22 protein-coding genes are annotated in these 22,499 nt (G+C 62.6%); 11 read left to right on the forward strand and 11 right to left on the reverse strand.

All coding sequences use genetic code 11. The features are described from left to right. Nucleotides 1–125: 125 nt before the first annotated feature. The 3 genes from LB545_RS14870 to LB545_RS14880 are packed head-to-tail and all read left to right on the forward strand — an operon-like array spanning nucleotide 126 to nucleotide 3,678. Nucleotides 126–1,349 (forward strand): iron-containing alcohol dehydrogenase, encoded by a 1,224-nt coding sequence (locus tag LB545_RS14870; protein WP_140499298.1) that lies wholly within the window; start codon nucleotides 126–128, stop codon nucleotides 1,347–1,349. A 14-nt stretch (nucleotides 1,350–1,363) separates the two neighbouring features. Further along, complete coding sequence (locus LB545_RS14875) at nucleotides 1,364–2,851, forward strand: NAD-dependent succinate-semialdehyde dehydrogenase (protein WP_140622777.1); 1,488 nt, start codon at nucleotides 1,364–1,366, stop codon at nucleotides 2,849–2,851. A gap of 11 nt (nucleotides 2,852–2,862) precedes the next feature. Continuing rightward, nucleotides 2,863–3,678: an alpha/beta hydrolase gene (locus LB545_RS14880; protein ID WP_140622775.1), complete on the forward strand. Its 816-nt coding sequence runs from the start codon at nucleotides 2,863–2,865 to the stop codon at nucleotides 3,676–3,678. 59 nt (nucleotides 3,679–3,737) lie between these two features. Here LB545_RS14880 and LB545_RS14885 read toward each other — a convergent pair whose 3' ends face one another. The 6 genes from LB545_RS14885 to LB545_RS14910 form a co-directional block, all read right to left on the reverse strand. Then, the gene (locus LB545_RS14885; protein ID WP_140499304.1) at nucleotides 3,738–4,106 is read right to left on the reverse strand and encodes a putative quinol monooxygenase; all 369 of its coding nucleotides are present in this window, start codon (nucleotides 4,104–4,106) and stop codon (nucleotides 3,738–3,740) included. A gap of 1 nt (nucleotide 4,107) precedes the next feature. Then, nucleotides 4,108–5,082 carry an ABC transporter permease gene (locus LB545_RS14890; protein ID WP_140499306.1) on the reverse strand — a complete coding sequence of 325 codons (975 nt, stop codon included), beginning with the start codon at nucleotides 5,080–5,082 and terminating at the stop codon, nucleotides 4,108–4,110. Next, nucleotides 5,072–6,625 carry a sugar ABC transporter ATP-binding protein gene (locus LB545_RS14895; RefSeq protein WP_224671391.1) on the reverse strand — a complete coding sequence of 518 codons (1,554 nt, stop codon included), beginning with the start codon at nucleotides 6,623–6,625 and terminating at the stop codon, nucleotides 5,072–5,074. Before LB545_RS14895 ends, LB545_RS14890 begins: the two co-directional genes overlap by 11 nt. A gap of 29 nt (nucleotides 6,626–6,654) precedes the next feature. Continuing rightward, nucleotides 6,655–7,824, reverse strand: coding sequence for a Gfo/Idh/MocA family protein (locus LB545_RS14900; protein ID WP_140556250.1), 1,170 nt, complete (start codon nucleotides 7,822–7,824; stop codon nucleotides 6,655–6,657). A gap of 64 nt (nucleotides 7,825–7,888) precedes the next feature. Then, the gene (locus tag LB545_RS14905; protein ID WP_140622773.1) at nucleotides 7,889–9,010 is read right to left on the reverse strand and encodes a substrate-binding domain-containing protein; all 1,122 of its coding nucleotides are present in this window, start codon (nucleotides 9,008–9,010) and stop codon (nucleotides 7,889–7,891) included. Between the two features lie 40 nt (nucleotides 9,011–9,050). Then, the gene (locus LB545_RS14910) at nucleotides 9,051–9,878 is read right to left on the reverse strand and encodes a sugar phosphate isomerase/epimerase family protein (RefSeq protein ID WP_140499312.1); all 828 of its coding nucleotides are present in this window, start codon (nucleotides 9,876–9,878) and stop codon (nucleotides 9,051–9,053) included. Between the two features lie 314 nt (nucleotides 9,879–10,192). Between LB545_RS14910 and LB545_RS14915 the strand changes: the two genes are divergently transcribed. From LB545_RS14915 to LB545_RS14925, 3 genes are read left to right on the forward strand one after another with little or no spacing between them, the layout of a single operon-like run. After that, entirely contained in the window at nucleotides 10,193–11,566 is a 1,374-nt protein-coding gene (locus tag LB545_RS14915; protein WP_224519041.1) for an ROK family protein, read from the forward strand. 46 nt (nucleotides 11,567–11,612) lie between these two features. After that, nucleotides 11,613–12,626 (forward strand): substrate-binding domain-containing protein, encoded by a 1,014-nt coding sequence (locus tag LB545_RS14920; protein ID WP_140499314.1) that lies wholly within the window; start codon nucleotides 11,613–11,615, stop codon nucleotides 12,624–12,626. Next, nucleotides 12,623–12,862 carry a transporter substrate-binding domain-containing protein gene (locus LB545_RS14925; protein WP_181167255.1) on the forward strand — a complete coding sequence of 80 codons (240 nt, stop codon included), beginning with the start codon at nucleotides 12,623–12,625 and terminating at the stop codon, nucleotides 12,860–12,862. The genes LB545_RS14920 and LB545_RS14925 overlap by 4 nt, the downstream gene beginning before the upstream one ends. 193 nt (nucleotides 12,863–13,055) lie before the next feature. Here the strand turns inward: LB545_RS14925 and LB545_RS14930 are convergent, their stop codons facing one another. Then, nucleotides 13,056–14,123: an ornithine cyclodeaminase gene (locus tag LB545_RS14930; protein WP_140565591.1), complete on the reverse strand. Its 1,068-nt coding sequence runs from the start codon at nucleotides 14,121–14,123 to the stop codon at nucleotides 13,056–13,058. A gap of 3 nt (nucleotides 14,124–14,126) precedes the next feature. Next, complete coding sequence (rocF, locus tag LB545_RS14935; protein WP_140499318.1) at nucleotides 14,127–15,047, reverse strand: arginase; 921 nt, start codon at nucleotides 15,045–15,047, stop codon at nucleotides 14,127–14,129. Nucleotides 15,048–15,173: 126 nt separating this feature from the next. Between rocF and LB545_RS14940 the strand changes: the two genes are divergently transcribed. Then, nucleotides 15,174–15,611, forward strand: a complete 438-nt coding sequence (locus tag LB545_RS14940; RefSeq protein WP_140622771.1) for an Lrp/AsnC family transcriptional regulator — start codon at nucleotides 15,174–15,176, stop codon at nucleotides 15,609–15,611. 226 nt (nucleotides 15,612–15,837) lie between these two features. On the opposite strand, the gene LB545_RS14945 is transcribed toward LB545_RS14940, so the two are convergent. The 3 genes from LB545_RS14945 to LB545_RS14955 form a co-directional block, all read right to left on the reverse strand. After that, a complete protein-coding gene (locus LB545_RS14945; protein ID WP_140622769.1) occupies nucleotides 15,838–17,166 on the reverse strand; it encodes a cation diffusion facilitator family transporter in 1,329 nt (442 codons plus the stop codon). A gap of 10 nt (nucleotides 17,167–17,176) precedes the next feature. Then, the gene (locus tag LB545_RS14950; RefSeq protein WP_140499324.1) at nucleotides 17,177–17,458 is read right to left on the reverse strand and encodes a metal-sensing transcriptional repressor; all 282 of its coding nucleotides are present in this window, start codon (nucleotides 17,456–17,458) and stop codon (nucleotides 17,177–17,179) included. Between the two features lie 219 nt (nucleotides 17,459–17,677). Continuing rightward, on the reverse strand, nucleotides 17,678–18,748 hold the full coding sequence (locus LB545_RS14955; RefSeq protein WP_224705402.1) for an NAD/NADP-dependent octopine/nopaline dehydrogenase family protein: 1,071 nt from the start codon (nucleotides 18,746–18,748) through the stop codon (nucleotides 17,678–17,680). 237 nt (nucleotides 18,749–18,985) lie between these two features. On the opposite strand from LB545_RS14955, the gene LB545_RS14960 reads away from it, so the two are divergent. From LB545_RS14960 to LB545_RS14975, 4 genes are read left to right on the forward strand one after another with little or no spacing between them, the layout of a single operon-like run. After that, entirely contained in the window at nucleotides 18,986–19,957 is a 972-nt protein-coding gene (locus tag LB545_RS14960) for a LysR family transcriptional regulator (RefSeq protein WP_140499328.1), read from the forward strand. Further along, entirely contained in the window at nucleotides 19,954–21,423 is a 1,470-nt protein-coding gene (locus tag LB545_RS14965) for an NAD(P)-binding domain-containing protein (RefSeq protein WP_224705358.1), read from the forward strand. Before LB545_RS14960 ends, LB545_RS14965 begins: the two co-directional genes overlap by 4 nt. Continuing rightward, the gene (locus LB545_RS14970) at nucleotides 21,420–21,902 is read left to right on the forward strand and encodes a CMD domain-containing protein (RefSeq protein WP_224705359.1); all 483 of its coding nucleotides are present in this window, start codon (nucleotides 21,420–21,422) and stop codon (nucleotides 21,900–21,902) included. Before LB545_RS14965 ends, LB545_RS14970 begins: the two co-directional genes overlap by 4 nt. Further along, nucleotides 21,899–22,462: a peroxidase-related enzyme gene (locus LB545_RS14975; protein WP_224705360.1), complete on the forward strand. Its 564-nt coding sequence runs from the start codon at nucleotides 21,899–21,901 to the stop codon at nucleotides 22,460–22,462. The genes LB545_RS14970 and LB545_RS14975 overlap by 4 nt, the downstream gene beginning before the upstream one ends. Nucleotides 22,463–22,499 lie beyond the last annotated feature (37 nt).

Raw genomic sequence — 22,499 nt, forward strand, 5'->3', positions numbered from 1 at the left:
TTCGTGAGGCAGGAAAACTCGACGACGGCTCTGGCCCGTGCCTTGCCCGAACCACGCCACGCACGCTGGGCAAGCGGTGATCTCCGATCCCCCGCTCCCCAATCCATATTCGAAGGACACACTTCATGACGCTATTTGCAGCAGCCCGGTTGCCGCATGAGATTCTTTTCGGCAAAGGCCAGCGCCACGCGCTGCCTGATATTGCCGCCAGATATGGCCGGCGCGCATTCATCTGCACGGATGAGCGTTTCGCCGGGACGCCAATGTTCGCGCAGATCAGCGCGGCACTGAGAGCAGGCTCGATCGAAACGCTCGTGTACGATCGCATCCTCCCGGATGTCCCTCGTGACAGCGTTGCCGTCTGTGCCGCCCATGCGAAGGACTTCAAGCCGGACATGGTGATCGGGATCGGTGGCGGCAGTTGCCTGGACATGGCCAAAAGCGCCGCGCTGCTGATCAGTCACGGCGGGTCGCTTCAGGACTACTACGGGGAGTTCAAGGTGCCCGGCCCCACGCTTCCGGTAATCGCGGTCCCGACCACCGCCGGCACCGGTTCGGAAGTGACGCCGGTGGCGGTGATCTCCGATCCGGAGCGGACGCTTAAGGTCGGCATTTCCAGTCCCCATCTCATTGCCGCGGTCGCGCTCTGCGATCCGGAACTCACCTCGACATGCCCGCCCTCCCTCACGGCAATTGCCGGAGCCGACGCGCTCACCCACGCGATCGAAGCCTTTACGTCCGCCAAACGCGGCGCCGATCCGCACTTGCCGCAGCGGCATGTCTTCGTCGGCAAGAGCGCCCTTACCGATCATTTCGCGCTGCTGGCCATCCAGCTCCTGGGCCGCAGTCTCGAAAAGGCGTACAGGGACGGCTCGGACGAAGACGCACGCGCCGATGTCATGATGGGAGCGCTGGCGGCCGGCTGCGCTTTCGGCACGGCCGGAACGGCGGCTGCCCACGCCGTGCAATATCCCGTCGGCGCGCTTACCCACACGCCGCACGGATTGGGCGTGGCGACGATGCTTCCCTACGTGATGAGCTACAATCTGCCCGCCGCGACCGACGAAATAGCGGCGGTCGGCGCCGCTCTGGGGGTGACGGAGACAAAGAGCGCCGAGGCGACCGCGCGCGCCACCATCGATGAGGTGGCCCGGCTGTTCGCGGCGATCGGCATCACCCGCACGCTGGCCGATCTGGGTCTTCCACACGACAAGATCGACTGGACCGCCGAGCAGGCGCTCGGCATCGATCGGCTGATCAAGAACAACCCTCGTCCTTTCGACATCGCCGCGATGCGGCGGCTGGTGAGGGCCGCCTATGACGGCGACATGGCCGCAAGCTCAGTCTGACCAGAGGTGATGAGATGAACGTACCCCAAGGGCAACTCAACGAAGATCCGGACATGTTCGACTACACCACATTCTCGCACGGCCTCTATATCGACGGACACTGGCGACCGTCTTCCGACGGTCGTCTCATTGAGGTGATCGATCCTTCCACGGAGGCCGTGATTGCGGCTGTCCCGGACGCCACGATTGCCGATGCCGCCGCTGCCGTCGAGGCGGCTGCGAAGGCGGCGGCAGGCTGGCGCGCAACCGCGCCGCGCAAGCGTTCGGAAATACTGCGGCGTTGTTTCGAATTGATGGTCGAACGGTCCGATACGCTGGCGGCGCTGATCTCGCTGGAGAACGGCAAGGCGCTGCGCGACGCGCGCGGCGAGGTCGCCTATGCGGCTGAATTCTTCCGCTGGAATGCCGAGGAAGCGGTGCGCATCAGCGGCGAGTTCGGCCTGGCGCCGTCAGGCGCCAACCGGATCGTCGTCGATTATCATCCGATCGGCATCTGCGTGCTCATAACGCCCTGGAATTTCCCCGCCGCCATGGCGACACGCAAGATCGCGCCGGCGCTGGCCGCCGGCTGCACCGTCATTCTGAAGCCCGCCAGCGAGACGCCCCTGACCGCCTACGCGCTCGCCGCGCTGTACGAGGAGGCGGGTGTGCCTCCCGGCGTCGTCAATGTGCTCACCACTTCGAACCCCGGACCAGTGACCTCCGCCATGCTCGCCGACCCGCGCGTCCGGAAGCTATCCTTCACCGGTTCGACCGGCGTGGGTCGTGTTCTGCTGGCCGAAGCCGCCAAGCACGTCATCTCATGCTCGATGGAACTCGGCGGCAACGCCCCGTTCATCGTCTTCGATGACGCCGACCTGGACGCGGCCCTCGACGGCGCGATGGTCGCCAAGATGCGAAACGCCGGCGAGGCCTGCACGGCAGCCAACCGCATCTACGCGCAGGCCGGCATCCATGACGCGTTTGCCGAAGGTCTGCGCCAACGCATGGCCGCGCTCAAGCTCGGTTCAGGCACCGACCCGGACACCGAATGCGGTCCGATGATTACCAGGAAGGCCGTCGAGAAGATCGATCGGCTGGTCAAGGACGCGGTCGGCCGTGGGGCCAGGATCCTGTGCGGCGGCGCGGTCGCCGACGACAAGGGCTATTTCTATCCGCCGACCGTCCTTCGGGACGTGCCCGCGAATGCCGAGATGGCGCAGGAGGAGATATTCGGTCCGGTGGCCCCGATCAGCCGCTTCGAGAACGAGGACGAAGTCATCGCGCGCGCCAACGACACGGAATACGGCCTTGCCGCCTACATCTACACGCGTGATCTGGCCAGGGGCATGCACGTGGCATCGAAGATCGAAACGGGCATGGTCGCGCTCAATCGCGGCCTGATGTCGGATCCGGCGGCACCTTTCGGCGGCGTCAAGCAGAGCGGCCTTGGCCGCGAAGGCGGACAGAAGCACGGCATTGCCGAGTTCATGGAGGCGAAGTACATCGCCGTGACCATGTGAACGGGCACCCCATGCAGAATGATCCTTTCCGCATCCGCGATCACGTCGCCGAGTTCGACGACATCGTCGCCGAGATCGTTCGTCGCAGCACGGAGGTGCGGGCAACCATGCCGATGGTTGCCGATATCGCCTATGGAGCGGATGCCACCGAGACCATCGACCTGTTCTTTCCGGAGGGCAAGCGCGACCGCCTGCCGGTCCATATGTTCATCCATGGCGGCTACTGGCGCATGTTCTCCAAGCGCGACTATTCCTATGTCGCCGAGACGGTGACGCGCGCCGGCGCAATCGCGGTCATCGTCGATTATGCGCTGATGCCGGCTGTGAGGATGGCCACGATCGTCGACCAGGTGCGGCGCGCCAAAAGCTGGGTGCTCGACCATATCGGCGATCACGGCGGCGATACCGAGCGCCTGACCGTGAGCGGACATTCAGCCGGCGCCCAACTTGCGACGATGCTTTTCAATGACGACGGCCGGACTTCGACAATCAAAGGCGCGTTGCTGCTTGGCGGTCTCTACGACCTGAAGCCCCTTCAGACCTCTTTCCTTGCCGCCGAGATCGCGATAACGGACGAGGACGCAGCCAGGTTCTCGCCGCTCACCCGCCGTTTCGATCCGTCGGTGTCGGTCGAGATCGCTGTCGGCACCGATGAAACGCCGCCATTCCACAGCCAGGCCGAGGCGTTTACGCGGCATCTGAAGGAGCAGGGACTACAGGTCTCGCAGACCGCCCTTCCTGGAGCCAATCACATGAGCAGCGTTCTCGACCTCGGCTTGGCCGGCACCGAGGCGGCAACCATGCTGACAAACCTGGTTTCCGGCTGAGGCCATTGGCGTTCCGTCAAAAGCTGGCACTTTCAGCTGTCACCCGCGTCCCGAGCGCTTTACCTGTCTCCATCGGATCTGCTCTCACCGCGCGGGGTTGGAAACGATCGCTCATGCGATGCCAGCGCCAGCTGGCTGAGCATGACGAATTGACGGACATCCACCGGCCGCGCAACGAGGTCGTCGAGCTTCCCGAACAGCGGCATCAGATGTGGCATGGAGAGGTGCCTGTCGAGATCGTCCTTCGAACGCCAGTTCTCGTAAAACATGAATACGCAGGGGTCAGCCGGGTCGACATGGAAGTCGTAGTTGATGCAGCCCTCCTCGGCACGTGTCGGTTCGACGAGGCCCGACAGGATTCTTTGCAGTTCATCGCGGGTTTCGGGTTTGGCAACCACGGTGCCGATGACCGTATAGGGAACCGTCATCTCATTTCCTCCCCTGGCTGAGTGCAACGGCAAGGATGATGATGGCGCCGCGCGCGATTAGCTGCTGGCTGAACTCCAACCCCATCAGAATCAGGCCGTTATTGATGAGGCCGATCATCAGCGCGCCGACAATTGTCCCGATCACCGTGCCGGAGCCGCCGAACAGGCTGGTGCCGCCAAGCACCGCCGCGGCTATCACCGACAGTTCGTCGCCTTGGCCGAGTTGGAAGCGCCCCGATTGCAGCCGGCCGGCGTAAAGCATTCCGGCCAGCGCCGCCGCCATGGCCGAGATGGTAAGCACGCGGAACTTGACCGACTTGGTGTCGATGCCGGAATAACGCGCCGCGATCTCGCCGCCGCCGGTGGCCAGCACGCGGCGGCCAAAGCTCGTTCGCCTCAAAACGACGTGGCCGACGGCTCCCAGCACCAGCATCCAGATCAGCAGCACCGGCACCGGCCCGACATTGCCGCCGCCGAAGATCCAGGAGTAGCTCTTCGAGATGATCGGCACCGCAGCCGTATCGCTGATCCACATTGCGGTGCCGGTAGCGATGCCCATCATAGCCAACGTGGTAAGGAAGGATGGAATTCCGACCCGCGTCGTCAACAGGCCGTTGAAGGTGCCGACGACGGCGCCTGTGGCGAGCCCCGCCATCACACCGGTGATCGGTCCGCCGGCGTCGATCGCCATCGCCGTCGTCACCGAGGCGAGACCCGCGACGGCACCAACGGACAGGTCGATCTCGCCTGCCGACAGAACATAGGTCATGGCGATCGCCATCACCGCGATCATCGCCGTCTGCCGCACGATGTTGAGCAGGTTGTTGAGGTTGAGGAAGCCCTTGTCGAACAACGTTATCGCGAAAATGATGAAGATGACGACGAAACCGATGTAGATGATGTTCTGCCGCCAGTTGGTGAGCCCAAGCCTCGCTGCCAGCGAGGACTGGGACGCGGCAGCCTGACTAGTGGACATGTATTCCTCCCTGGCTCTTGCTCAGCGCTTTCTGGATGACGATCTGCAGCTTGCGCTCGGCCGCCTGGAGTCGCGCAACCGGATCGTTCTTTGGCGCCGAGGGATCGTCGAGATCGGCGCGGCTGACATCGTTCACGACGCGCCCCTCGGAGACGACGATGATACGGTCGCAGGCCGACAGCATCTCGGACAGCTCCGACGAGATCATGATGATTGCCTTGCCGGCGTTGGCGAGCTGGCGAACCAGCAGGATGATTTCCGACTTCGAACCGATATCGATGCCGGAGGTCGGCTCGTCGAGGACCAGGATCTCCGGATTCCTCGAAAGCCATTTGCCGATGACGACCTTCTGCTGGTTGCCGCCCGAAAGTGTGCGCACCGGGCTGTCGCGCGATGCAGTCTTGATCCGCAGCTGGGCGATCTGGCGATCAGTCAGCTCGCGCATCTTTTTCGTCGACACAAAGGCCTTGCTGCTCAACTGGTCGAGCACGGCGAGCGTCATGTTGGAGGCGACCGAATGCTCCGCGATGACGCCCTGCCGTAGCCGATCCTCCGGCACCAGCGCCACACCGGCCTCGATGGCGTCACTTGGTCTGGCGATCGCCACCGGCTCGCCGGCAATGCGGATCTCGCCTTCGACGATCGGATCTATGCCGGCGATGACGCGCGCGATCGCCGACCGCCCGGAGCCCAGCAGCCCGGCTAGGCCGACCACTTCGCCGCTGTGGACGACGAAGCTGACGTTCTTCGGTTTCTCCACCCCTGAAACACCGTCGAGCTCAAGCAGCGGCGCCCCGACATTCGATTCGCCGCGTACCACGTCGGACAGACCACGCGAGCGTTTGCCGACAATATGCTCAATCATCGTTTCGATCGGCAGTTCCGACATCGGCGCGGTGATGACGTTGCGGCCATCGCGCAAGATCGTGGCGCGGTCGGCGATGCGGGCTATCTCGTCCATGCGGTGCGAGACATAGATGATGGCGACGCCTTCCGATCTCAGTTTGCGCAGGAAGGCAAACAGCCGCTCGACATCGGATACCGCCAGCGCCGTCGACGGTTCATCCAGGACCAGCACTTTCGCATTCTGCGAGATCGCCTTGACGATCTCCGTCAACTGCCGTTGGCCGGCGCCGAGATTGCCGACCGTCGCTTTCGGATCGACCTCGACCTGCAGCATGTCGAACAGGTCCTTGGCGCGCTTTTCGGCGGTGCGATCGTCGATCAGGCCGAACGCGACCTTGGCTTCGCGGGTCAGGAAAACATTCTGCGCCACGGTCAGCGTGGGGATGAGGCTCATTTCCTGGAAGATCATGGCGATGCCCGCCCGCCTTGAAGCTTCGGGCGAGATTTCGGCGAGTGGCTTGCCATCGACTAGAATGGTACCGGTGTCCGGCACATGAACGCCGTTCAACACTTTCAGGATGGTCGACTTACCGGCACCATTGCCACCGAGCAATGCGTGGATTTCGCCTTTCTCTACCCGCAGGTCGACATCGACCAGCGCCTTGACGCCGCCGAAGGATTTGGTGACGCCTTTCATTTCCACCGCATGAACAGGCGCCGCGATTGTCATGGTCGGACCTTGGTCCACTGGCCGGATTGGCCGGATTCGATCAGCGCGTCGGCCACCCGCTCGGTCTTGTAGCCATCCTCGAAATTGGGCAAGGGCTGCTTGCCCGAAACAATAGCCGAGAAGAAATCGAAACACTCCACGATCTTGGTTTCGGAATAGCCGATGCCGAGCGCCGGGATTGGCCACAGACCCGACCCATAGGGGTGCGCCGGACCGGAATAGACGGACCTGAAGCCGCGTGCATCCGCAGGATCATCGGCAAACATCACCTGCAATTCGTCGCGCCGTTCGTAGTTGAAAGCAATGGAGCCTTTGGTGCCGTGGATCTCGAAAGTGATGAAATTGTTGCGGCCATAGGCGTTGCGGGTCGCCTCCAGCGAACCGATCGCGCCGTCGGCGAATTTCAGCAGCGTCATCACCTCGTCGTCGACGTCGACCTCAGCCCGCTCGGTATCGGTATTCCTCTCTGCCGCGCCGAGCCTGTCGAGATTGCCGCGTTGGATCGGTCGCGTTTTGTTGTAGGTGCGCACCAACGCGCTGACCTCGGCGATCTCGCCGACCAGATAACGGGCAAGGTCGACGACATGGGTGCCGATGTCGCCGATCGAGCCGGACCCGGCGATCTTCCTCTGAAAGCGCCAGGACAGAGGCGAATCCGGATCGGCCGACCAGTCCTGCAGATAGGTGCCGCGGAAGTTGAGAATCTTACCGATGCGGCCTTCCTCTATGTACTGGCGGGCAAGCGCCACTGCCGGCGTGCGACGATAGTTGAAGGCAACCATGTGGATGACGCCGGCTTTGTTCACCGCGTCGAGCATGGTCTTTGCCTCGTCGCCGCCGCGCGCCAGCGGCTTTTCGCAGATGATGTGCTTGCCGGCTTCAGCGGCCGCGATCGCGATCGCGGCATGGCTGTCGTTCGGGGTGACGATGTCAATGACGTCGATGTCGGATCGCGTCACCACCGAACGCCAGTCAGCGGATGATTCCTCGAATCCGTAGCGACGGCGGCCTTCGTCGGCCAGTGCCTCGGTGATGTCGACCACCACCTTGCGCACGGGGATGGCGGGGGCGGGCCAGAAGAACATCGGCATCGTCGCATAAGCGAGCGCATGGGCTTTACCCATAAAGCCGCCGCCGATCATCGCCACGTTGAGCGTCTTGGTCATGATGGTCTCCTGTCGAATTGAGAAGAGGTGCGGCCGGCTGGGAGTGCGCCGGCCGCAGGGCGCGCTACATGCTGCCCTTGATCTTGTCGGTCGCCTCGGCGTGATAGACGGCTTTCCAGCCCTCGAGCAGCGTGTCCTTGGTGACGGGCAGCGCCGGCAAGGCGACGAAGGCCGGAGCCTCCTTGCCGAGCAGACCGTAGCCTGCGAGCAGGGCTTCGGTGACGCCCTGGTCAAACGGACGCTGGGCGCCCAGGCCCTTCACGAAGCCCCCGCCCGCCATATTGATTGCGACGTTCTCGCCGAGGTCGCAGGTGGTGATGACAAGGTCGTCGCGACCAGCGGTGCGGGCCGCCGAGATGACGCCTTCGGCCGGCACGTCCCACACCGCCCAGATGCCGTTGATGGCAGGGTTGGAAGTGAGGATGGCCGATGCCGCCTTTTCGGCGTCGCCGGTGAAGTCCGGGCCGCCAATGCCTTGTTCGGCGACAATCTTGATATCGGGGTAGTTGTCGGCGATCGTCTTCTTAAAGCCATCATAACGCTGTTTGGTGACAAAGAAGTCGGCGGCGTGGAAGACCAGACCAATGTCGCCCTTGCCCCCCAGCGCCTTGGCCAGCAGATGCGCTGCGGCGACGCCGTTGCCATAATTGTCGGCCGAGACTACGGAGACGTAATCCTTGCCCGCGACGAAGCCGGCCGGCACGTTGTCCATGAACACCAGCTTCACGCCCTTATCGGCAACTGCCCTGTACGCGGACGCCGTCGCCGACGGGTCGGTGGGAATCGAAACGATGATCTTGGGGTTCTGGGCCATCACAGTTTCGAGGTCGGCGACCTGCTTTTCCGGCTTGAATCCGGCATCGGTCGTGGCGATCACCTCGATGCCCATCTTGCCAAACTGGTCTTTGAGGCCGGCGATCTGCGCGCGTGACCAGTCATTGCCGCCATAGTGCATGACGATCGCCGCCGTCGCCTTCATGTCCTTGATCTTGGCCAGTTCCTCCTGCGTCAGATTGACGGACGCCGCCGACGCTGGAGCTTCGCCGTTCGGCCCCTTGGAGAGCACTGTCTTCTGCAGTTCGGCGAGTGCTGAATCGGGGTCGGCGAAAGCGGGAGCTGCGGTATAGAGGCTGGCGGCCAGCAATGCCGCCGTGAACGTCCCGGCTATTGTGTTGAAACGTGTCATTTGGGTCTCCTCCCTGATGACAGGCTTGGTACCTGTCGGTTCAACTCTGCTTCAAAGCGCTCTTCAGATATTTCATGCTGAGTTCCGCCCCTTGCTTGGGGTCTGGCCAGGCATCCAGCTCGGTTGCGATCCAGCCGGAAAATCCGGTGTCCTCGAGCGCCTGGATGATCGGCTCCATATCAAGGTCGCCGCGGTCGAGCGGCGTGAAGGCGAAGGGATCGCGCTGCCAGCCCTTCAAATGCACATAGCTGATGCGCTTGCTGAATTCGCGAATCTGCGCGGCCGGATCACCGCCAGCGGCTGCCAGATGCGCGGTGTCCGGACAGAAATCGATCGCGGTATGTTTGAAAATCTCGCGAACTTCGTCGGGACCTTCGACGATGGTCGACAGATGCGGGTGATAGTGCGCGCGCAAGCCCGCCTTGGCTGCGATGTCGATGACCTTGTCGAGCGCCGCGCCGAGGCGCTTGAAATCATCTGGCTGCCGGCCTTTGGCTCGCTTGGCGCCACCGCCGACGACCAGATGCTCGCCGCCGAGTTCGGCCACGGCAGCCGCTCCGCGTTCGATCCGCGCCAACTCCTCGCCAAGGATATCGTCGAAGATAAAGTTGGCACCGGAGTAGCCGGCCACGAGCACGACGCCGGACTGGTCCAAGGCAGCGCGCAGCGCGCCATTGCGTCCTTGATAGTCGAGGAGATTGCCGTCGAAGAGTTCTGTTCCGGTATATCCGGCCGATCCAATGTCGCGGATCGCCTGCTCCATGTCACCGAAGGTGCGATAGGTAAGCTGGGTGATCGAAGTGACGCCGACGGCGTTGCCACCGAGCGCACCCCAGCAATTGGCGTGATAGGCCAGTTTCACCGGCATCTCGTATCCTCCCTGCCTGTAGCCGATGCATCACCGCGCGCAGCGCGGGGCCGGCATCTTTGGCTGGAGAAGAATTCGGACAACGGACGTGCGACATCCTTCGCCTTCGCGAGGGCTGTCGACGTTAGGAGCCCTCCTCCGAGCCTGGCTGATACTTATGCCCGCCTTTCGCCGCTCGTCAATCATTAAAATGCAAAAGTCGGCATACTTTTGTTTGTAAAATACATAAGTTCCTGCTTGATCCGTAAATGAGGCCACGGTACCCATGGCTAACGGCGTGATGACCCTGAGCCGGCAGCGATAGAGATCGGGAGATGAGCCTCGGCAAGACTATGGACGAGCGCAGCGCCACAGACCCCGTACAGTCGGACCAACCGCGCCGCGCCGCCGGCCGGCCGCGTGCCAGCGAATCCGCGCATGGCAGCCTGGCCACGCTGCTCAACCTTATACGGACCGAGGCGGCAACGACCCGCCAGGAGCTAGAGAACCAGTCGGAACTGGGGCGCGCCGTCGTCACGGATCGTCTCGCCACGCTGCTTCGGCTAGGGCTGATAGAAGAAGGCGAACTCGGCCCGGCGATCGGCGGACGCGCACCACGCCATGTCCGCTTCCGGCCGCGCATTGGCATGATCCTGGCCGCCGTGCTCGATCATTCCTCGCTGGCAGTCGGTGTATCAGACCTGTCCGGCCGCCTGCTGGCCGAACATCACGAAGCGGTGGAACTGGCCGCAGGTCCCGAGCCGGTGGTCCAGCGGCTAGCAACGCTGTTTGCCTGGATGCTGGAAGAGCATGGCAGTGAGGCCAGCATCTGGGGCATCGGGCTGGCGGTGCCCGGAGCCGTTGAGAAATGCGATGATCAGCGGCTGTTCGCGCCGGCGCTGAATGCGTTCCAGAACTGGGATGGATTCCCTTTCGTCGAGCAGTTGGCCACGCTTGTCGGCGCGCCGGTATGGGTGCGAAGCGGCGTCCAGACGATGACGATGGGCGAACTGAAGTCCGGCAGCGGCCTCGCCGACATGATCTTCGTCAAGCTCGGCCGCTCGATCAGCGCCGGCGTGGTTTCGGAGGGAGCGTTGCACCGTGGCGCGCAGGGCGCTGCCGGCATGATCGGTCATACTTTCATCGAGGGCAGAAATCTCGAAGCTGTTGCCGGCAGCGAAGCGCTCGGACGCGAGGCCCGCCAGGCGGCCGAGAGCGGGAGCAGCCCCTATCTGGCCGAGATGCTTGCGCGCGCCGGCGAAGTGACGGTCACCGACGCTGGCCACGGCGCCCAATTGGGCGATCCGTTCTGTATCGACCTTCTCGGGCGTTGCGGCCGTGCGGTCGGCGAGGTACTGGCGCCATTGGCCAATCTGCTGAACCCGTCATTGATCGTACTCGGCGGCAGCGTGGCCCAGACCGGGGACATACTGTTGGCAGCCGTACGCGAGGCGGTCTATCGCCAGTCGCATCCGATCGTCACCCGCGACCTGCGCATCGTCCGTTCGCAGATGGGCGGCTCGGCCGGACTGGTCGGCGCCGCCCAAGTCGTTGCGGAAGCACTGTTCGATGCGAAATTTCTGCAGGGGTGGATTACGCTCGGTTCACCGCGTGAGCATCCGGAATTCAAGGATTTTCTCGCGCGGGCCGCACTCGGAACCAGCGCTCGCCCGGCAAAGCCACGGCCACCGGGAGGAGCGCTTGCATAGCATCGCCAAGTCGGCCGGGCCGCGTGAACCTGGGGAGGGTTGAGGAATGGCGATCACCGGCCTTGGGCCGCATGGCGAACGGGCGGTTCCAGCCGACCAGGTCGGGTTGTCGAATGCCGACGCCGATCTCGCCCGCAACCGGCGCTTCTCGGTCGCCATCGTTCTCCACACCACCAAGAGCGACTGGGCTAAGGAGGAATTGGCCGGGATCGTCACCACGCTTGGCCGCTACGGAGCGGCGGTGGTCGAGGTCGTCGACTGCGGCTTCGACATCGAGCGGCAAATTTCGGAACTGAAACGGCTGGCCGGCGAAGCCGTGGATGCGGTGGTCTCCATTCCAATCGGCAGCAACCGTGCCGCCGACGCGCATCGTGCAATATCGGCGGCCGGAAAGAAGCTGTTGCTGCTCGACAATGCCCCAACCGGCATGCTGCCCGGCAAGGATTACGTCAGCGTTGTTTCCAGCGACAATTTCGGTCTCGGTCAGATCGGCGCAGAACTCCTGGCGCCACATATACCACAGGGCGGAAAGGTCGGCGTTCTGGCCTATGGCATCGATTTCTTCGCGACGCATGAGCGCGAGATTGCTTTCCGAAAATGGATGGCTGCTCGACGTCCCGACCTGACGCTGGTTCGCGGCAAGTTTGCCGACGTGTCGCAAGCGAGAGCCGCGACCGCCGACTTGCTGCAGGCCAATCCGGAGCTCGCCGGACTGTTTGCCGTCTGGGACGTGCCGGCAATCGCTGCCGTCGCGGCGATCCGCGATGCGGGCAAGGCTATTCCGGTGACGACAGTCGACCTCGGCAACGACGTCGCCACGGACCTCGTTGGTGGAGGCCTGATCAAGGGCATCGCCGCGCAACTGCCTCACGATCAGGGCGTTGCTACGGGCATTGCCACAATTCTCGGCCTGCTCGAACGCCAGCCGCCGGCCTGGATCGCGCTTCCCGGGCTCAGTGTCACGGCCAGCAATGTAGTAGAAGCCTATCAAGTCGTCTGGCGCACACCAGCGCCCGCCGCCTTGCTAATGGCGCGCAAGCCACGAAACAGCCTGCCTTGACCGACAATGTCGTCTTCGCGAGGGACCGCGCGGCAAAGAGCAACGGCACGCTGATCACAAGCGGTCCGCGTCTCGTCGGCGCCATCATGGCGTCAAATGTTTGCCTGGGCATCCGCAAGCAGGAGCCCGAGCTTCAGGCGATCCTCAACAAGGCGCTCGGCGAGATGGCCGCTGACGGTACGCTCGCGCAGATGTCGAAGAAGTGGTTTGAAGTGGGCTTGAGCCCGAAGAGCTAAAACAATTCCAGGAAAAGTGTAGAGCGGTCTTCCCGGAAAAGCGTGTAGCGCTTTCCCTGGAGAATTGCATAAAAGTGATAGAGCGCTTCGTCATTTCCATCGAACGATGAACCGCTTTAGGATATCGAGCCGCGCGCCGCTCGGCGCCGCAGCTATTGCGAGGCGGACATTCGGCCGCAGGTTCTGCGAAAACTCAGCTGGATACGGCCGTGATCTGGGCGGCCTTGTCGGCGCGCAGCAGCATGCCGAAGAGGTCGCGTGGCTCATCCGGGTCCGCCAGCAGATCGAGCTCCTCGTAGAGGCCGGTGCGCTGAAGCTGGTCGCGGACGTAGCGCAGCGCGGAAAAGTCCTCGATCGCAAAGCCGACGGAATCGAACAAGGTGATCTGGCTGGCATCCCGGCGGCCGGCGGCCTTGCCGGTCATCACTTGCCACAACTCCGTCACGGGATGGTCCGGCTCGAGTTGCTGGACTTCACCCTCGATGCGCGACTGCGGCGGGTATTCGACGAATATGTCGGAGCGCAGCAGAATATCGCGATGCAATTCCGTCTTGCCGGGGCAATCGCCGCCGACGGCATTTATGTGCACGCCCGATCCGACCATGTTATCCGTCAGGATGGTCGCGGAGCGTTTGTCGGCGGTGACCGTCGTGATGATGTGAGCCCCTTCCACCGCCTCCTGCGCCGAAGCGCAGATCGCGATGTCGAAACCGAACCCCGCAAGGTTTTTCGCGCACTTCAAGGATGCCGACCGATCGATGTCATAGAGGCGAAGCCTGTCGATGCCGAGCAGGGCCTTGAAGGCGATGGCCTGGAATTCCGACTGGGCGCCATTGCCGATGATTGCCATGCAGTCCGCCGCATTGGGAGCAAGGTATTTGGCCGCGACGGCCGACGTCGCCGCCGTGCGCAACGCGGTCAGGATGGTCATTTCCGAAAGCAGCATCGGATAGCCATTGCCGACATCGGCCATCACGCCGAACGCCGTCACGGTCTGGCGCCCGTCGCGCGTGTTTTTTGGATGACCGTTGACATACTTGAAGCCGTAGAGCTGTCCGTCGCTCGTAGGCATCAGTTCGATGACGCCGTCGATGCTGTGCGAAGCGATGCGCGGGGTCTTGTCGAACAATTCCCAGCGTCGGAAATCCTCTTCGATATAGGCAGCGAGATCGATGAGAAAGCGATCGATGCCGACGGCAAGAACCAGCTTCATCATGTGATCGACGCTGACGAAGGGCACGATGTTGAGATGGGGGGTCACAGTTCAATAACTCCGTGTGGGACGGTCCATGATCCGCCGGCCCATCAGGCTCGCGGTCAGGTCCACGAGAAGGGTTGCGGTGCGGTTGCGTTCGTCGAGTGCGGGATTGAGCTCGACCAGGTCGAGGCTGGTGACGAGATGGCTGTCGTGCAACATCTCCATCACCAGATGAGCCTCGCGGAAGGTGGCGCCGCCCGGCACGGTGGTGCCGACGGCAGGCGCGATCGAAGGGTCGAGAAAATCGACATCGAGGCTGACATGCAGCATGCCGTTTTCGGCACTGACCCGCTCGAGAAAGGCGCGAAGCAGCGGGGCCATGCCGTATTCGTCAATCATCCGCATGTCGTGCACGGTGACGCCCGCCTTGCGTAGCGCTTCGCGCTCCGCCGGATCGACGCTGCGGATGCCCAGTGTGCAGATACGGGCCGGATCCACGCAAGCCGCCAGGCTGGGGAAGTAGCCTTCGAAGCCGGGTTGCCCGCTGGCATAAGCCAGCGGCACGCCATGCAAATTCCCGCTGGTCGTGGTGTCGAGCGTGTGAAAATCAGGATGTGCGTCGAGCCACAGCACGAACAGCGGGCGGCCGGCTTCCGCCGCCCGGCGGGCGATACCGGCCAGCGTGCCGGCGGAAATGCTGTGGTCGCCACCAAGGAAGATCGGCATGGCGCCGGCGCTGGCTGCATAGGCCGCCTCGGTAATCGCCGCCGTCCATGCGACGATTTCCGGCAGCGCCTTCAAGGCGGCATTGCCGTGGCTGATCGGGCGCAGATCGGCAGAGGCGACGGTGCCAAGGTCGGCCAGCGTATGCCCGAGTTCAGTGAGCGCTGCCGCCAGGCCTGCGGTACGCAGCGCACTAGGCCCCATCTCGCAACCCATCCGGCCCGAGCCGACCTGGATCGGTGCCCCGACGATCGTACAATGCATCCGTATTTCCCCGCGCGTTTTCTAGGCCTCATTGGAGCGCGGATAACTGGCAGGATGAACATATCAAATTGGCAAATTTGTCGAAATGGGCTATCAAAATGGAATGATTTGATTGCATTCTGAGCCATGGATCAGCTTGACGAACAGCTCATCACGCTTTTGCGGCATGACGCGCGGCGCAGCATCTCGGACCTTGCCATGGATGTCAGCGTCTCGCGGGCAACGGTCAGGTTTCGCATAGAGCGCCTTGAAAAAGCCGGCGCGATCATCGGTTATACCGTCATCCTGCGAGCCGATGCCGTCGACCAGCGTGTACGCGGCATCATGATGGTGGAAATCGAAGGGCATGCCGCCGATCGTGTGATCCGCGCTCTTGGCGGCTTCTCGGAGGTTTCGACGATCCATACCACCAACGGCCGCTGGGACCTGGTGATAGAACTGGGGACGCAGACACTGACCGAATTCGACGCCGTGCTGCGGCGCATCCGCCTGATCCCCGGCATCACCGGCAGCGAGACCAGCCTGTTGTTGGCGACACCCCGGAGCACCAAGGCGCGGCTTTGATCGCTGTCTGCGAATAGCCTAGCTGGCCAAACCGGCAGTGCTGCTCCTGCACCGTTGTGCGGCGCAACCCTAAATGAGCTCGGACTTGGCCAACCTGTGGCAACCTCCAGCGGGGGCGGACCTTGCTGAGAAGAACAGAGCTGCGTGAGCGGCGAGATCTGTCATCGACCCGCGTCACGCGACACCGATTGAGCGAACGCGTCAAGTCGCGCAAGTCTGCCCCGTCCTAGTGTTGGTGGCCTTCCGGCTCAACCATCTTGAACGGCAGGACCTGTTGCTTGCCCTTAGAGGTCAGGATCAGCCTCGCCTCGAACTCGTGCGGCTCGGCGGGGGCGACGCTGCTTTCACGGCGGTGGTGATTGCCGGCGACAGGCCCGAGCGAAAGCGTCTCGGGACCTTCGGACCGGTCGATGATCACGGTCGCCCCCAGATCGTCGGCATGGCTGTCGATGGTGAGACGCAAGCGCTCGCCAGCGGGCGTATCGACGATTTCGAGCGTTCCCGTTGCCAGGTCGCTGACGACCTTGAAAGGCTCCGGCGCATGATCGGCGTGGGCCGAACCGCCCGCCACGGATCCGCCTTCGCCTTCCAGACGGATGTTCGCCTCCGAGAGCGCCGGCAGGTGGTCGAACAGCTCCCCTCTCAAAGCCTCCGCGATGCCGACCACATCCTTTGCGCTCGCTGTCTCGGCCACCTTGATGGCGACATCCGCATGCAGCCTGTGGCCGATCCAGCGCGCCCGCACCTGGGCGACCCGTTGGATGCCCCTCACATGTTCAGCCGCATGATGGATTTCCTCGACGATGCCCGGCTCGACGCCATCCAGCATGCGTGTCAGCACCGCCTTTGAGGACTGCCAGACGATGGCGAGGATAGCCACAGTGATCAAAAGGCCGATGATCGGGTCCGCGAGCGGGAAGCCTAGCCAGACGCCGGCCGCGCCAAGCACCACCGCAAGGCTGGTGAAGCCATCGGTGCGGGCGTGATAGCCGTCGGCGATCAGGGCCGCGCTGTTTATCTCGCGGCCGACGCGGATGCGGAATACCGCGACAGCCTCATTGCCCAGGAAACCGACGAGGCCGGCGGCGGCAACCCAGCCGAGGAAGCTGATGGCTTGGGGATGGATCAACCTGTCGATCGCCTCATAGCCGGCGACGATGGCACTGAAGAGGATAATCAGGACGATGATGATGCCGGCCAGGTCCTCGACCCGGCCAAGGCCGTAGGTGAAGGTCTTGCTGGGCTTGCGCCGCGCCAGCATGAAGGCGATCCACAGCGGGATGGCGGTGACCGCGTCGCCGACATTGTGGATGGTGTCGGCAAGCAGCGCCACGCTGCCCGAGAGGAATACGATGACCAGTTGCAGCACCGCTGTGAGGGCTAGCAGCACGAACGACCATTTGATCGCCCAGATGCCGCGTGTGGTCGTCGCGATTGTGGGATCGACCACGCCATGCGTGTGGCCGTGTCCGCCCTCGCCATGGTCATGGCCATGCCCGCCGAAGCCTTGAGCTGCCGGGCCGAAGCCGAACCAGCCGCGAATGCCGTCCATCATGGAGCGTGTCTCACAAGTATTTGGTGATGTCCTTGAATTCATCGATCGAGCGGCGCTGCTCACGCGGCAGCGGCCCCACGACATCTTCCAGGCAGTGGTTTAGGTGATCCTGGATGAGCGTCTTCTTGGCCTGGGAAACAGCCCTTTCGACCGCATGAAGCTGCTGGGCAATGTCAAGGCAAGGCCGGCCTGCTTCGATCATCTCAATAACGCCCCTCAGATGACCGTCGGCCCGCTTCAGCCGTTTGACGATGTCGGGATGGGTCTCGTGAATGTGGGGACGCTCTTTCATTCTGAAGTGCTATCCCCCCGGAGGGGATATTGTCAATTCGGGATGCTCGATTCCCCGCAGCGTCCCGAACGCTACTTTCGACGGTTGCATGGCTGGTTCTGGCGATCGCGGCGCCAGCGACATCGCCCTGACGCTGCGCACCACTGTTAAAATGCACCGACGCGATGACGTAGCGCGGTGCCCCTAAATGTGATCATGCCGCATCGACTGCGGGCGCACTCAAAACCCCGTGCGGCAAAGGTTTTCAAGATCCGCCTTTGCTATTCCCTCGAGGCCGAGCGCAGGAAGAATATCGTTATCTCCCCTGAGATCGCGACCGTAAGCCGCCGATAATATCGAAACTCCAGACTCGTGGAGCGTCGCCGGTTTCTCGGTGATCTTACCCAACAATACGGTCGGCAGCAGTCCGAACGGAACATCCTCGAGAATGTAGCGGCTTTCGATTGTTGTCGGACCAAAGCCGCCACGGCCTTGACGATCCATCTCCTGGTTCATCTCCGAAACGGTTCCCTTCGGAACATGGAACGACAATGAAAAATGCTCCTGGACGGTGCGAACCGCGATACCGAAATGGGCCGCGATGGCTAGCCGTTCGGCATCCAGAGCCTCGATAAGGCGGCCAGCGGCAGGGGTGACGTTTCCCCCCTGGCTCCATTGCTCGGCTTTTTCCATGCGTGTCAGGTTGAGGAGGGCAATTCCCAAGTGGTTTTGCGGATTGAGGTTGCTGAGCGCGATCGCAAGCATGCCGTCGCGCTTGACGAAACGATCACCAAATAGGCTCGTGCAAAATCCGTATCCTTCATCCTGAGCTTTGAAAGGCAGCGTCGCGACGTCAAGCTTCTGGCGAATGGTGGTGACATGGACCTCGGTTGGCCCGAGTTGCCGCCCGGTCAACAGTGTTGTGCCCCAAAGGACGATCGGCAAGCTGACCTTGCGCTCCGCCAACCGCTTGGAGAGATACAGTGCCCCGAACGAACAATGCGAACTGATGATGACCGGAATTCCATCGATCAGATGGGGGGCGGCAGCATCCATCACCATCCTGTGGCCGTAAGCCGGAAGTGCAATCACCACCACGTCCGCGTTGGCGATGGCATCCTTGCAATCCTTGGCGATGCGCACGGGTACCGTCGCCGCGATATCCCCCGTCGCTTTCAACAATTCGCCGGTAGCCAACGCCCTTGTGCGCTGTCCCGACGGTGACCAAAGCGTTGGCGAATGCCCCGATCCTGCCAAATAGGCGGCAAGGCCATAAGCAATTGCTCCGGCGCCCAGAATACTCACGCGCATAACATTCCTCCGCAGGCTTTGTGGTTCGAGAATCCTTGCCGCCGTCACCTGAATTTTTTCTTCAGCAGGTTTCGCAAGCTGGAGCCGCGTCTGACGTCCCTGTCCGCCTCCGATCCGGATTCTGGCGCTGAAGCCGGCATATGCACAAAGCCCGTAACGAACATTCGTTTCCGCTTGACATATATCAAAAACGAATGAGACGATGTCAATCATACGGATTACGCATGTAGGAGAAACATGGAAACCCGGGACCTTCAGACCTTCCTTGCGGTTGCTGCCAGCGGCAGCATCACCAGGGCGGCTGACATGCTCGGACGTTCCCAGCCTGCGGTGACGCGCACCATTCAGGAGCTTGAGGCCGAACTTGGCTTCGAATTGCTGCATCGGATCGGTCGACGGGTGCAGTTGTCTGAAGAAGGAGTCGCGTTCGAGGAGGAAGCACGACGCCTGCTGATGTCTTTCACCGAACTCGCAGCGCGGGCCAAGATGATCGCCGCCGGCAGAGGGCGAATCCTGCAGATCGTCACCACCTCCGCGATCGGCACCGGCTTGATCCCTACGGCCTTGGCTGAACTCCAAGGTGCCGAGCTTCCGCACGAGACGCATCTCGGGCAGTTTCTTCCCTCGACCGTCGCTCAGGAAGTGCGTAGCGGACGTGCCGAGGTCGGGTTTTCAAGCCTGCCGCTCGATACGCCCGGTCTGGATGTCCTGCGGCTCTATTCGGCGCCTGATGTTGCTGCCGTGCGGGAGGATGATCCGCTGGCCGAACTAGATGTCATACCGCTTTCCGCTTTTGCCGGCCGCCGCGTCGCCACGTTGCTCAACCCGCTGCGTTTCCAGCTGCATGTCTCCAAGGCGTTGGCGGCCAGGGGCATCGACACCGGGCCAGTAATCCGCACGAATACCGCCTATGGCGCGTTGCAGATCGTACGCCGGACTGGTGTTGCGGCTGTCATCGATCCCCTCACCGCCTATGGCGTGGGCTTGCCTGGGGTCGTCATTCGCCCGATCGATGTAACCGTCCTCTTTTATTGGGGTGTTGTGGCTGGCGAAAAACGCCCCCTTCGTCCAGTCGCGCAGGCGTTGGTGGATGCGGTCGAGGCGGTGGCTGAACGGTCGATCGTCGGCTTCAAGAAACTCGATCCGACCCTGGCCGGGCAATTGGTGGCCGACCCCGCCTCCGGCACAAATCACGGAACGGGAATATGAAGCACACCCCCAGTTCGCTCCCCCCGAGAGGTCTTGCCGCGCTCGAAGCACAACTTGCTCAGGATCTCGATGTCCTCGAACTACCCGCCAAGCCATGGGTCCCCGCGCGCTCGCGCGATGGGGTGCCGGTCCGTGACGTCGTGGTGATCGGCGCCGGCATGTGCGGACTTGCTGCCACCGCAAAGCTGATGCTGACGGGGATAACCAATGTCGTCGCCTATGACGCGGCTCCGGCCGGCTTCGAAGGGCCATGGATAACGTTTGCCCGCATGCAAACGCTCCGGTCGCCGAAAACGCTGCACGGTCCGTCGCTCGGTCTGCCGCAACTGACATTCCGCGCCTGGTTCACGGCACAATGGGGCGTCGAGGCATGGCGGTCGCTGGACAAAATCCCCAAGGGCCAGTGGATGGACTACCTGGTCTGGTACCGGAACGTGCTTGGTCTGCCAGTGCGCAACAGCGTGCGCATGACAGGCGTTGCAGCCGTTGGCGATCTGATTGCGATCGATGTCGAGGGCGCGGAAACCGGCCGGGTTCTCACCCGTCGTCTCGTTCTAGCCACCGGTCGGTCCGGTCTCGGCGGTTTTGCCGTGCCCGATTTCCTCAGGGGCATCGATCGCTCCTATTGGGCCCATTCTGCCGACGATATCGATTTCGATGCACTGAAGGGCAAGCGTGTGGCGGTTATCGGCGCCGGCGCCTCTTCGATGGACAATGCCGCGACGGCGCTCGAGGCGGGCGCCGGTTCAGTCGACATGTTGATCCGGCGCAAGGAAATGCCGCGCATCAACAAGCTGACCGGGATCGGCAGCCAGGGTGTCATCCTCGGCATGTATCATTTGCCTGACGCCTGGAAGTGGAGATTCTTCGACTACACCGCCTCGACCCAGACGCCGCCGCCGCGTTCATCGACGCTTCGCGTGTCTCGTCATGCGAATGCCCGCTTCTTTCTCGACTGCGGCGTGGTCGCAGTGAAGGAAGATGCCGGAGGCCTTCTGGTCGAAACCACGCAAGGACCGATGCGCTACGATTTCATGATCGCTGCGACCGGCTTTTCAAATGACTTCAGTGGTCGCCCGGAATTCGCTGCCCTCGCCCCACACATTCGCACCTGGTCGGATGGTCGATATACGCCGGACATGGGGCCGCCGCGCGCAGGCATGTTGGAGGCACCGGATCTCGGCCCCGCCTTCGAATTCCGCGAGCGCGTCCCCGGTTCCTGCCCGATGCTGGCGCATGTCCACTGCTTCAACGACGCCGCCATGCTGACCCATGGCAAGGTCTCCGGCGATATCCCGGCCGTCAGCGCCGGTGCCGACCGTCTGGTCCGCGGCATTGCCGCGTCGCTGTTCGCCGAAGATGTCGAAACCCACTTCGCCAATCTGATCGCCTATGACACCCCGGAACTTCTGGGCGACGAATGGGTCGATTCAACACCCTTGTTGCATAAGGAGGCCGCACTGTGATCGACGCAATGGACAAGGCTGCAGGTCTTTCACCGGACGATGCCCTTTTCGCTGCACGGCGGTTTCGGCCCGAATTTGTGCGAGGGGCCGAGGAATGTCGCCTCTCCGTCCTGCAGCCGGCAAACGATCAGGGGCTGGCGCCGAATTTGCGGGTCGCTCTGGCCCGTCGAATGGCAGCTCTGAACGCCGATCCCGTCCTGATGGCCGAATATGATGTGCAACTGGCTCAGCTTGGTCCCACGGAGCAGCTTCTGTCCTTGGCCCGGGGGGAAACGGATTTGAATGAACCTCTGGCGACCATCGCCCGACATGTTGACCTGATCACCCTGACGCCGAAAAAGGCGGAGGCGAGCCACATTGCCCTGCTCGCCCAAGCCGGATTGAACGATCCCCAGATCGTTGCGCTCTCCGAATTGATTGCCTTCATCAACTTCCAGACCCGGGTCGCGACCGGCTTGCGATTGATGAGGTCGGCATGATTTCCTCGGTGCGCCTGAAGCCGCTGAATTGGCGTCCCTATATCGCACCGGTCGAGCTATCGGAGGCAACGCCGGAACAGCTCGAAGCAATGAAGGTTACGCCGTCGGCCAAGAAAGTTTCGGAATATGTGCGCACCCTTGTGCATGATCCCGAGAGCTATCTTGCCCGCACGGTGTTGTTCAACGCGATCATGTACGTCGAGGGCGGGCTTGCCCGTCCCGACCGCGAGCTTGGCGCATTGGGTGCCTCGATCGTCAATGGCTGCAAATTCTGTGCCGTTGTTCACGCCCGCCGGCATGCAGAGCTGACCAAGAGCGATGAAGTGGTCACCGCGCTGTATCTCGACAAACCTGAAAAGCTCGGGTCGCGCGATGCGGCAATCTACAACTTTGCCCGCCGCCTGTCGGCGGCGCCGTCGGAAGCGACGGCAGACGACGTCGCCTCGCTGCGATCAGTCGGCATGAATGATGCCGAGATCATCGACCTCGTCCACACCATAGCGATCTTCGGCTGGGCAAACCGGCTGATGCATGTCCTGGGCCATGCGGAGAGCGAGTGATGACGTCGCATACGGTCAAGCCAGTCCGTCCCACACT

Origin of the sequence: Mesorhizobium sp. BR1-1-6 (assembly GCF_020165355.1) — a bacterium.
Lineage (GTDB): Bacteria > Pseudomonadota > Alphaproteobacteria > Rhizobiales > Rhizobiaceae > Mesorhizobium.